This is a genomic window from Microcystis sp. M079S1 (assembly GCF_020246425.1).
GTDB classification, from domain to species: domain Bacteria; phylum Cyanobacteriota; class Cyanobacteriia; order Cyanobacteriales; family Microcystaceae; genus Microcystis; species Microcystis aeruginosa.
Genome location: NZ_JADBSZ010000049.1, coordinates 1 through 8,523 on the forward strand (window position 1 = coordinate 1; position 8,523 = coordinate 8,523).

At 43.2% G+C, this 8,523-nt stretch carries 11 protein-coding genes; 8 read left to right on the forward strand and 3 right to left on the reverse strand.

The genetic code is table 11. From position 1 onward, the window contains the following. The first annotated feature begins 433 nt into the window (after nucleotides 1-433). From ndhC to IM456_RS02675, 3 genes are read left to right on the forward strand one after another with little or no spacing between them, the layout of a single operon-like run. Nucleotides 434-796: a photosynthetic/respiratory NAD(P)H-quinone oxidoreductase subunit C gene (gene ndhC / locus IM456_RS02665; RefSeq protein WP_002739390.1), complete on the forward strand. Its 363-nt coding sequence runs from the start codon at nucleotides 434-436 to the stop codon at nucleotides 794-796. Between the two features lie 47 nt (nucleotides 797-843). Continuing rightward, the gene (gene ndhK / locus IM456_RS02670) at nucleotides 844-1,587 is read left to right on the forward strand and encodes a photosynthetic/respiratory NAD(P)H-quinone oxidoreductase subunit K (RefSeq protein WP_002760976.1); all 744 of its coding nucleotides are present in this window, start codon (nucleotides 844-846) and stop codon (nucleotides 1,585-1,587) included. Beyond that, nucleotides 1,588-2,091 (forward strand): NAD(P)H-quinone oxidoreductase subunit J, encoded by a 504-nt coding sequence (locus tag IM456_RS02675; protein ID WP_002780471.1) that lies wholly within the window; start codon nucleotides 1,588-1,590, stop codon nucleotides 2,089-2,091. It abuts the gene before it with no gap. Nucleotides 2,092-2,193: 102 nt separating this feature from the next. On the opposite strand, the gene IM456_RS02680 is transcribed toward IM456_RS02675, so the two are convergent. Beyond that, nucleotides 2,194-3,699 (reverse strand): UbiD family decarboxylase, encoded by a 1,506-nt coding sequence (locus tag IM456_RS02680; RefSeq protein WP_287692805.1) that lies wholly within the window; start codon nucleotides 3,697-3,699, stop codon nucleotides 2,194-2,196. A gap of 180 nt (nucleotides 3,700-3,879) precedes the next feature. Here IM456_RS02680 and IM456_RS02685 point away from each other — a divergent pair, with 180 nt between their 5' ends. Then, nucleotides 3,880-4,971, forward strand: coding sequence for an AAA family ATPase (locus IM456_RS02685; RefSeq protein ID WP_287692807.1), 1,092 nt, complete (start codon nucleotides 3,880-3,882; stop codon nucleotides 4,969-4,971). Beyond that, nucleotides 4,949-5,653, forward strand: coding sequence for a DUF3226 domain-containing protein (locus IM456_RS02690; protein ID WP_353737733.1), 705 nt, complete (start codon nucleotides 4,949-4,951; stop codon nucleotides 5,651-5,653). The genes IM456_RS02685 and IM456_RS02690 overlap by 23 nt, the downstream gene beginning before the upstream one ends. Nucleotides 5,654-5,705: 52 nt before the next feature. Here the strand turns inward: IM456_RS02690 and psbV are convergent, their stop codons facing one another. Next, nucleotides 5,706-6,191 carry a photosystem II cytochrome c-550 gene (gene psbV / locus IM456_RS02695; RefSeq protein WP_061432254.1) on the reverse strand — a complete coding sequence of 162 codons (486 nt, stop codon included), beginning with the start codon at nucleotides 6,189-6,191 and terminating at the stop codon, nucleotides 5,706-5,708. A gap of 128 nt (nucleotides 6,192-6,319) precedes the next feature. Continuing rightward, nucleotides 6,320-6,526 (reverse strand): hypothetical protein, encoded by a 207-nt coding sequence (locus IM456_RS02700; RefSeq protein ID WP_002735525.1) that lies wholly within the window; start codon nucleotides 6,524-6,526, stop codon nucleotides 6,320-6,322. A gap of 416 nt (nucleotides 6,527-6,942) precedes the next feature. Between IM456_RS02700 and remA the strand changes: the two genes are divergently transcribed. From remA to IM456_RS02715, 3 genes are all read left to right on the forward strand, one after another. Then, nucleotides 6,943-7,212 carry an extracellular matrix/biofilm regulator RemA gene (gene remA, locus IM456_RS02705; RefSeq protein WP_002737924.1) on the forward strand — a complete coding sequence of 90 codons (270 nt, stop codon included), beginning with the start codon at nucleotides 6,943-6,945 and terminating at the stop codon, nucleotides 7,210-7,212. Nucleotides 7,213-7,224: 12 nt separating this feature from the next. Further along, nucleotides 7,225-7,779 carry a guanylate kinase gene (gmk, locus tag IM456_RS02710; protein WP_004163380.1) on the forward strand — a complete coding sequence of 185 codons (555 nt, stop codon included), beginning with the start codon at nucleotides 7,225-7,227 and terminating at the stop codon, nucleotides 7,777-7,779. A gap of 306 nt (nucleotides 7,780-8,085) precedes the next feature. Further along, nucleotides 8,086-8,523, forward strand: a 438-nt coding sequence (locus IM456_RS02715; protein WP_502845897.1) for a nuclease/transposase family protein, incomplete at its 3' end; no start/stop codon positions are given.

An 8,523-nucleotide genomic window follows, 5' to 3' on the forward strand; every position in this document is an offset into this window, starting at 1 on the left:
CTAGGGACTTGCGCTTTGATAATGTACCTTTTGGGCGAACGCAGTTCGCCCCTACATTGTGGACAAAATCCGTTACTGTAGGGGCGCAAAGCTTGCGCCCTCCGATCGATTGGGATATTATTCCCACGCAAGTCCCCTATCGGAAATTTTAGTACAAATGCTCGAACTTGCAACTCCAGCAATCCCGTACAATCTTAACGAGCAATCTGGATAGTCAACAGCTGATCACGGTTAATTCTTTGTCACCCCGTCAGAGCAAGAGCAAAGCACAGACAGAAGCGAAGCTCAACCCGATGATTAGCTAATGGTATCGATAAACATCTTCAATGCTGCTTTTGAGAAGGAGACGGGTTGCTAAAGCCTCTATAATAAGTAGCCATAGAGATGCCGACAACTTCCCCTGTCGATAGCGAATAAGGAGAAAAAAAACCCAGTGTTTGTCCTCAAAGGTTACGAGTATTTTCTAGGATTTCTGCTCGCTTGCAGTTTAGTACCAATCCTATCCCTAACTGCCTCCAAAGTCCTGCGGCCTAGTGGTGGTGGTCCGGAAAGACGCACCACTTATGAATCGGGGATGGAACCGATCGGCGGTGCTTGGATTCAGTTTAACATTCGTTATTATATGTTTGCCCTCGTTTTCGTGGTTTTTGACGTGGAAACCGTCTTTCTCTACCCTTGGGCAGTAGCTTTCAATCAATTGGGCCTATTAGCTTTTGTAGAAGCACTGATCTTTATTGCTATCCTTGTGGTTGCTCTCGTCTATGCTTGGCGAAAAGGAGCCTTAGAATGGTCATAACGGCCATAATTTTCCTTATTTTTGACTTTTCATAAGAGGATAACCCGATGAGTCCCAACCCTACCAGCGAATTTAAGCAAATTATCGAACAACAAAGCGAAAAAATCCTCAATCCCATCGAACGCACCAAAGTTACCCAGGATTTATCGGAAAATGTCATCCTCACCACCGTTGATGACCTGTATAACTGGGCGCGTTTGTCAAGTCTTTGGCCGATGCTATACGGTACAGCTTGCTGTTTTATCGAGTTCGCAGCCTTGATTGGTTCCCGTTTTGATTTCGATCGCTTTGGTTTAGTTCCCCGTTCTAGTCCCCGGCAAGCCGATTTAATCATCACTGCCGGTACAATCACCATGAAAATGGCCCCCGCTTTGGTGCGTCTGTATGAAGAAATGCCGGAACCTAAATACGTTATCGCCATGGGTGCCTGTACGATTACGGGGGGAATGTTCAGCAGTGACTCCACCACTGCGGTTAGAGGGGTAGATAAACTTATCCCCGTGGATGTCTATATACCCGGTTGTCCCCCCCGTCCGGAAGCGATTATCGATGCGATTATTAAACTGCGGAAAAAAGTCGCTAACGAATCTATTCAAGAACGCGGGACTGTCCTCCAGCAAACCAATCGTTATTACAGCACTACCCACAAAATGCAGGCCACGGAACCGATTCTTACGGGTAAATATCTGCAATCGGCCACCCGTCAAGCACCTCCGAAAGAGTTGCTAGAAGCCACCGGTATGCCTGTTCCCCCCGCTCTTTTGACCACGAAACAAAAGGAAGAAATCTAAATGACTGAAGAAACGACAGCTATTGTGCAAGCTGGCCCCACTTCGATTTGGTTAAGTGAAAATGGTTTTGAGCATCAAGCTTTAGAAGCTGACCATAGTGGTGTGGAATTGATTAAAGTAGAAGCAGACTTTTTAATTCCTCTGGCCACTGCTTTATACGCTTATGGCTTTAATTATCTCCAATGTCAGGGCGCTTACGATTTGGGACCGGGGAAAGAATTAGTTAGTTTCTATCATCTGGTCAAAGTAACCGATAATGTCGATAGTCCCGTGGAAGTGCGCTTAAAAGTCTTTCTTCCCAGAGATAATCCCCGGGTTGCCTCGGTTTACTGGATTTGGAAAGCAGCTGACTGGCAAGAACGAGAAAGTTATGATATGTTCGGCATTATTTATGAAGGACATCCCCACCTGAAACGGATTTTAATGCCGGAAGATTGGGTCGGTTGGCCTCTACGCAAAGATTACGTTTCTCCCGAATTCTACGAACTACAGGACGCTTACTAAGTCGAGAAATTAATCACTAATATCGGGTTAGAAGATATTTCTAGCCCGATTTTTTTGAGATTTAGGGACAAGATAAGCTCTTGAGTATTTAGTCAGTTAAATCTACATTTCGTAGCCAAACTTATTGGCATCTACTTCTTGTAAATTAATATCGATTAAACCGTATTCTAACCAGCGTTGGGAAACCTTGACCGCCATGGCAGGATCCGACTCCAAAGGTTCCCCCCATTCGTGGTCAGTTTCAGGATACATTTTAGTGGTGGCATCAATTCCCATTCTCCCCCCCAAACCGACCTTTTCGCTGGCAAAATCGAGGCTATCAAAGGGGGTTTCCGGGAGAATAAACACATCGCGAACCGGATCCACTTTAGAACTAATTGCCCAAACCACTTGCCGGGGGTCGCGAATATTAATCTCCTTATCGACGACGATGACAAATTTAGTATAGGTGAACTGGGGTAAGGCACTCCAAAAAGCTAAGGCCGCTCGCCGCGCTTGTCCGGGATAGGCTTTATCAATGGAGATAATCGCCGCTTTATAGCTTAAAGCTTCCATCGGTAGGAAAAAATCCCTGATTTCTGACACCTGTTGCCGTAAAATCGGTGTATAAATACGATTAAGTGCGATCGCCATCATCGCTTCTTCCTTGGGAGGACGACCGCTAAAAGTGGTTAAATAAATGGGGTCGCGACGATGGGTCATGCAGTGGAAATGAATCAGAGGTGAATCTTCCACACCGCCATAGTAACCCATGTGATCACCAAAGGGTCCATCTGGCAATACCTCTCCGGGAGTAATTGTTCCTTCGAGGACGATTTCTGAGTCGGCCGGCACTTCCAAATCGAGGGTTTTACACTTGGCTAACTGTACCCCAGAACCGCCGTACAATCCCGCAAACAGCCATTCTGAGAGATCTACGGGGATAGGAGTGGCAGCGGCCATGATAATCAGAGGATCAACCCCTAAAGCGATGGCTATTTCTAATTTTTTGCCCATCTGTGCCGCTTTTCGCAGGTGACGCGCCCCACCGCGCACGGATAACCAGTGGACGGTCATGGTATTGTGAGACTGTAGCTGTAAGCGATAGACACCGACGTTAGGGGTTCCCGTTTCGCAATCTTTAGTAATTACTAGCCCTAAGGTGATAATCTGGCCTGCATCGCCAGAATAGGGGCGAATCATCGGAATTTTCTTTAAATCTACCTCATCCCCCTCTAAAATCACCTGTTGACAGGCAGGGAAAAAGTTACGGTTGGGTTTGGCTTTCAGGACATCAAATAAAACTTTACCAAAATCGATCGCTTGGGAGAGTTTTTTCGGGGGTTTCGGTTGTTGCAACAGGGCGAGTTTTTTGCCTAAATCTTCCAATTCTTCGGGTTTATTCAGGTTCATCGCCCAACAGATGCGTTCTACGGTTCCCATGAGGTTAATAGCGACGGGAAACTCTGCTCCTTGCACGTTTTCAAACAGTAGGGCCGGTCCCCCCACCTGTAGCATCCGATTAGCGATCTCGGCAATTTCTAAATCGGCAGAGACCGATGCACTAATGCGGCGTAATTGCCCACGCTCTTCTAAAAGCTTAATAAATCCTCGTAAGTCTCTAGCCATGATGAAGAAATGTAAATAAATCCCTGTCTCTATTATCTCTTAGGGCGGCAGTTTCGGTGGGGGATAGTCACCGGTTTGAGAGTTGGAGGCGATTCTCGTCTAGAATTAAGTAAAAAAATCCCCATCTTGCCGGGGTCATTCCTACCCCTAAGTTTATGCTTATTCAGCCCAGAGGTCAACATGATTAAGGATATTGAAATTAGTAATTTTAGATGTTTTGAGCATACCAAAATTGAAGGTTTTGAGCGAGTTAATTTAATTGGTGGTAAGAACAATTCAGGGAAAACTGCCCTATTAGAGGCAATATTTTTGTATAGTTATCCCTATCCAAATACTATTCATGAAGTCAGAGAAGCTATTCGCAAGGAATCTTTAGCAGTTGTTCAGGCTGTTCCTAAAAATGCTTGGGATAATTTATTATTCAATCTTGATAGAAAAAATATTATTGAGTTAAAAGGCTCCCAATCTAACCAAGGAGATAAATTGGTAAAAATATCGATTTCCGATTCTCTTAAAGATAGCGTTTTAGGCATCTCTGAAGACTGGCAAAAATTATACGATTTTATCGCTAAAAATAAATCAGTTATTTCTATCTTAAATATTCACACAAGTTTTGACCTCAAGAATGACTCAAAAGATAGTCAAATGAACTATTTTTTAATTGCTAGTTCTGAGGGAATACTCGCTTTACCTGATGCGGGTGATGAGGAACCAGTAATCATTGCCGCATCTGTCAATAAATCTTTGCAAGAATTGAGCGAGGCCTATACTAAAATAGTTTTTAATGAACAGGAAGAAGAAGTGCTAAAAGCTCTACAAATTCTCGATCCGTCCATTGAAAAAATAGAAAGTTTTTTTCTGGGTGAACCAAATTTATATCTGAAAAGAAAAGAGAGAAAACGCCTACCCATATCTCTGTTTGGTGAAGCTATTAATCGTCTGATAGAGATGATTTTTGCTCTACTACTCAATCCTAAAAAAATCATTTTTATCGATGAAATAGAAAATGGTATTCACTATACTGCTTACCCAGATATTTGGAAAACTTTATTCCGATTAGCTATCGAACTAGATAGCCAAATTTTTGCCACAACTCATAGTTTAGAGATGATCCAAGCTTTTGCCGATGTGGGGTTAGAATATTATCCAGAAGAGGGGGCCTATTTTGAACTAGCAAGGAGTCCCAGAACTGATAAAATTATCGGTATTAAAAGTGAATTAGATATCTTAGATTACGCGCTCAAGCATAATGATCGAATCAGAGGTGAGTAGAATCGTGGCTAATGTAATGATTGTTGAGAGTCAAGATGATGAGGCTTTTTTACGAGCTATTATTGATCATATTAATGAATCAACTCATCTAACGATAACTATTGTTGAATTTTATATTCTAGACGGAATAGAACGAGAAAATTATCGTAGCCTTGAACAACGACTAAAACGACTTAATGACACCCTGCTTAAAGATGATATTCAAAAGATAGGTATTGTTTTAGATTTAGATGAACAAACCAGAGAAGAAAGACTTGCTCTGGTTAGTCAATGTATTCAAAGAGTTTTTAGAGAAGCAGCCAGGATAGATGATATCCAAAAGCTATTTCAATTAAATGCTTCTACGAATACTCAAATAGGTTGTCATTTTCTTCATGTTAATGAACAGGGGGAACTAGAGACAGTGTTGAGAGAAATTAAAACCCAAGATTCTCCCCATGCTGATTGTGTAGAAGCTTGGCGATTCTGTCTTGCACAAAAAAATATTGATATAAATCGTAAAAAAATTGATAAATTGTGGATTCAAAACTATATCAGGGAAGATACACCATCACAGAATGAAAAAAGAGAGGCTAAGAAATATTGTAATTTATCCCATGCTTTAACCAAAAAAGACATTTGGAACTTTGAGCATGAGGTATTAAATGAACTCAAAGAATTTTTACAACTATTTGCTGTCTAATCAAAAATCCCCCTAGAAATCTAGAGGGATCGAGGGATATATGGAGTGCAATTTAGAAGTAAATTGTCCCACCCCAGCGCTCGTCTAGACGGGGAGCAACCAACAGATAAGCGGCGACGTTATACACATCATCTTCGGTCAGATTGCGTAATTCTGGGAAGATATCGGGACGGCTAACATTGGGATGGAATTCGCTCAGATCATCTTCACCATCGTAACTGGTGGGATGTTCTAGATAATCAATCAATGCTAACAGATTATCTCTGGGGGGTTCCGCTTTGGCCAGATCGGCCAGACCCAAACTGACGTTATTATTAGTTTTGGTTTTACCTTGCAGGTGGCACTTAGTACAATTGGCGATAAAAAGTTTCTGTCCTTCCGTCGCTTGTTCAGAAGTCAAAGTCACCGATTTCCCCGCATCATTGAGGGTGATGGTGAGGGTTTCTTCATCGAGTTCTAAGGCACTAGCGCCGTTAAGATTGAATTGTAATACAAAAAAAACTACAGCGATCGCTGCCACAATCAAACGTTTGATCATTGTTCTCCTACTCGCAATTGTTCCAAGAAAGGGAATTTTAAGGTGACTAAAAAATTTTCTCCTCTGGGAGGGTGTCGATCGATTCTAAGTGATCACGGACACCGAGAAGATCGCAGTTGGGAATAAAGTCAAGGGGACGTTTCCGTTTTCGAGGCGGTTACTCCTGAGCGTTGGGATAAAATCAGTGAGATAATTGCTTTAGCATCTTCTAGGGCGAGATTAGTCTGCCGATCTTTATAGGAGATGCCTAATTGGTCGCAAAGTGACAACACAGATTCATCGGCCAGATCGTACTCTGCCGCAATATCAGCGATCGATAGATCAGCAAAACCCATAGTCTAACGCACCCACCAAGGATAGAGAATACTTATTAGTCACCATAATTATCATGCCATTGCCGGGGACATTCTTAACAGTGATCAGTGATCAGGAGTCAGTAGCCGGTCGTCAGGAGTCAGGAGATTATTTTTATTTGTTCTCCCATCACCCCATCACCCCATCACCCCATCACCCCATCACCCCATCACCCCACACCCCCCAAAATTCCCTAATTTTCCCGACTTTTGCCTTTTTATTCCCTAAGATAGAGACTTGTGTAAACAAATTTAATTAAAATCGCAAAAAACCTGAAAAAATACTAAAATGTGATTAAGAATGTTATTTTTAGCGTTGTAAGGCTAAATCTTTCTCGATAACATTGTAATCATACCTCCACACTCTTTTGTACAAAGGACTGCACCTTTGTTAACTTATGGATATACAACTGATCAACATCGGCTTCGGTAATATTGTTTCCGCTAATCGGGTTATCGCCATCGTTAGCCCAGAATCTGCTCCTATCAAACGCATCATCAGTGATGCTCGGGATAAAGGCTGTTTAATCGATGCTACCTACGGAAGACGGACTCGTGCGGTGATCATCACCGATTCTAGTCATGTAGTGCTGTCGGCCATTCAACCAGAAACCGTGGCTCACCGTTTCGTGGTCAACAAGGAAGCGCCTGTTAATAGTAGCAACTAAGTCATTAACCCCATGCAACCCGGTCAATTAATTGTCATTACCGGCCCTAGCGGTGTGGGCAAGGGTACGCTAGTCCGGCATTTACTAACTCGTTTCCCTAACCTCTACCTGTCCGTATCCGCCACTACGCGCCCACCTCGACCGGGTGAAATTGAGGGGGAAGATTACTACTTTCTCGACCGTCCCAGTTTCGAGGAGAAAATGGCAGCCGGAGAATTTCTAGAATCGGCCGAATACGCGGGCAACTACTATGGAACTCCCCAATCAGCGATCGCCGCTCAATTAGCAACAGGCCAGACCGTAATTCTAGAAATCGAATTAGAGGGAGCCAGACAGGTCTGTCAAAGCTTCCCCGAAGCGAGGAGAATCTTTATCCTACCCCCCAGTTTCGAGGAATTAGAACGTCGTTTGCGCGGCCGGGGCAAAGATGCCGAAACAGCGATCGCCCGCCGTCTAGAGCGCGCCCAAGAAGAATTGGCCGCCAGCGAGGAATTCCCCGATCAAATCGTCAACGATGACCTAGAAACCGCCCTAGATGCCATCGAGAAGATTATTTTTAGCCGTTAGCTGTTGGGGTTTAGGTGTTGGGGTTTTAGGGGTTTTAGGGTTTTAGGGTTTTAGTTGAAATTTCCCACTTCCCCACTTCCCCTAATCCTTATCCCCCATTCCCTAAGTTACCTAAAATATCGGATGAATACCCCCGCTACATTTTTCGATAAGATACTCACAAAAATTAGCGGGGGATGAAATCCGACCAGAATATCAATGACCCTGAGCGAAGTCGAAGGGTCAGCAACGGAGCATCGGTTTAATTCCACCATCTGTGGACAAACTGTGTTATAATCTACTTAACCAATGGTCGAGAATTGTTAGATGCTAGTCGTAGAAGCAAAGCTAAAAAACGGGACACTAGAGCAATATCACCGGCTTGATGAAGCAATTAGAACATCTCAGTTTGTGCGTAACTCTTGTGTTCGTTATTGGATGGATCATAAGGGTACAACCCGCAATGATCTCCAAAAACTTTGCTCGGTACTAGCTAACAATAAAGAGACACCTTGGGTTAATAAATTAAACTCACAAGCACGTCAATCGGCTGCTGATAGAGCCTGGCAATCAATTAATCGGTTTTACCAGAATTGTCATGCCAAGATACCGGGAAAAAAGGGGTTTCCTCGGTTCAAAAAGCATAGTCGTTCCGTTGAGTATAAACTAACAGGCTACCAACTATCTGATGATAGACGTAAAATCAGATTTACTGATGGCTTTAAAGCAGGAGAATTTGATTTATGGTGTAGTCAAAAGACGTTA

Excerpts from the sequence above, each read along its gene's own strand:
- ndhK (WP_002760976.1), top strand. The coding sequence starts at position 844 with ATGAGTCCCAACCCTACCAGCGAATTTAAGCAAATTATCGAACAACAA.
- IM456_RS02675 (WP_002780471.1), top strand. The coding sequence starts at position 1,588 with ATGACTGAAGAAACGACAGCTATTGTGCAAGCTGGCCCCACTTCGATT.
- IM456_RS02680 (WP_287692805.1), bottom strand. The coding sequence starts at position 3,699 with ATGGCTAGAGACTTACGAGGATTTATTAAGCTTTTAGAAGAGCGTGGG.
- IM456_RS02685 (WP_287692807.1), top strand. The coding sequence starts at position 3,880 with ATGATTAAGGATATTGAAATTAGTAATTTTAGATGTTTTGAGCATACC.
- IM456_RS02690 (WP_353737733.1), top strand. The coding sequence starts at position 4,949 with ATGATCGAATCAGAGGTGAGTAGAATCGTGGCTAATGTAATGATTGTT.
- psbV (WP_061432254.1), bottom strand. The coding sequence starts at position 6,191 with ATGATCAAACGTTTGATTGTGGCAGCGATCGCTGTAGTTTTTTTTGTA.
- IM456_RS02700 (WP_002735525.1), bottom strand. The coding sequence starts at position 6,526 with ATGGGTTTTGCTGATCTATCGATCGCTGATATTGCGGCAGAGTACGAT.
- remA (WP_002737924.1), top strand. The coding sequence starts at position 6,943 with ATGGATATACAACTGATCAACATCGGCTTCGGTAATATTGTTTCCGCT.
- gmk (WP_004163380.1), top strand. The coding sequence starts at position 7,225 with ATGCAACCCGGTCAATTAATTGTCATTACCGGCCCTAGCGGTGTGGGC.